This window comes from Vibrio sp. 10N.222.46.A1, from assembly GCF_041473595.1.
GTDB lineage: Bacteria > Pseudomonadota > Gammaproteobacteria > Enterobacterales > Vibrionaceae > Vibrio > Vibrio tasmaniensis_A.
This window is the reverse complement of record NZ_JBFRSN010001070.1, coordinates 1-1,459: the sequence shown is the minus strand read 5'-3', so window position 1 is coordinate 1,459 and position 1,459 is coordinate 1. Positions and strand designations below refer to the sequence as shown.

The following is a 1,459-nucleotide window of genomic DNA, read 5'->3' as shown; positions in this document are numbered from 1 at the left end:
ATGCGCATGGCGGAGTGACTCATACGGGGGCAATCACAACCCTTGCAGCAGTTAATGATGCCGCCACATTTGCCGGTGACTCCAGCAGCATAAAAGAAGATACAAACATTCACCATAACGCGCATATCACTGGGTCAGCAACTATTCCAGATGCCCTTTATTGCCATGGGCACCTGATTGTTTCTGACGCTGATGGTCATGGCGAAGCTGCATTAGATCTTAAGGGGCAACCGAAAATATCTCTGGATGGAACCTATGGTCATTTCGACATCACTAGTACTGGGACATGGGTTTATAAAGCAGACAACAAGAGTACGCAGATTCAAGACTTAGACAATGGACAAACACTCACAGATAGCATTGAAGTCACATCAAAAGACGGTACCAAGCATTCAATTACCGTCACTATTAACGGGACTACTGACGCTCCTACTCTACACAGCCTCAGTGATTCTGGTGTTCAACATAGTGGTCCAGTTGAAGGGAATCTACTTACTGGCTCTGGGACGGATCAAGGATTGAGTGGTGCAGCAACAGACACCGATTCCAACGCACATCTGGTGTTGCAAGATATTCAAATAAAGGACCCCGTGTCAGGTTATGTCGCGGTAAGGCCTGGGCAACCACATACTATGGCCGGTATCGGTACACTCGCGATCGAAGCGAATGGTCATTATACCTTCACCCCGGAAGCTGGCTTTACAGGTAAAGTGCCAAGTATGGTTTATCGTGTCGGTGATGATGGGGGTAACCCAATAGGAGACTCTTCTCAAAACTCTCTCTCTATTGAAGTCACCCCTCCTCTACAACATGCGCCAACGGTGACAGGGCAAACTGTTTCTACAAATGAAGACATCACCAGAACCTTTACCACCAGTGAATTTGGTTACAGTGATCAAGATGGCGATGCGTTACAGTTCGTGACTATTAGCAGCTTACCGAGTCATGGATTATTACTTTTAAACGGTAACGTCGTAACCGCCAACCAGCAAATCAGCAAGGCTGACTTAGACGCAGGCCATTTAACTTTCACGCCGAGCAATAATGAAAACGGCGCCAACTATGCGCAATTTACATTTACTGCGAATGATGGCCATAAAAATTCGGCAAGCGCAACGATGGTAGTGGATGTCAATGCGGTCAATGATGCACCTATCGTTGGATCGAGTTTTATTAGTTCTTTAGAAGATAAGCCTCATGCGTTCACCACCGCAGACTTTAAATATTCTGATATTGATGGAGATGCGTTAAACCACATCACGATTACCAATGTCGCCCATGGCGTGTTATCGCTGAATGGCACCACAGTGAATGTTGGTGATGACGTCAGCGCCTCCGACGTTTCATCACTCATCTTCACCCCAACTCACAACTACTTTAGTTCTGGTGTCAGCGGATTAGGGGCGGTGCAATTTACCGCAAACGATGGTCATCTTGATTCAAAAGAAGGGTCAATACT

General features: G+C 46.5%; 1 protein-coding gene. It reads left to right on the top strand.

Annotation, left to right across the window (positions count from 1 at the left end):
• The coding region (locus AB4496_RS23825) for a VCBS domain-containing protein (protein ID WP_372132236.1) at window positions 1-1,459 on the top strand (1,459 nt) is incomplete at both ends.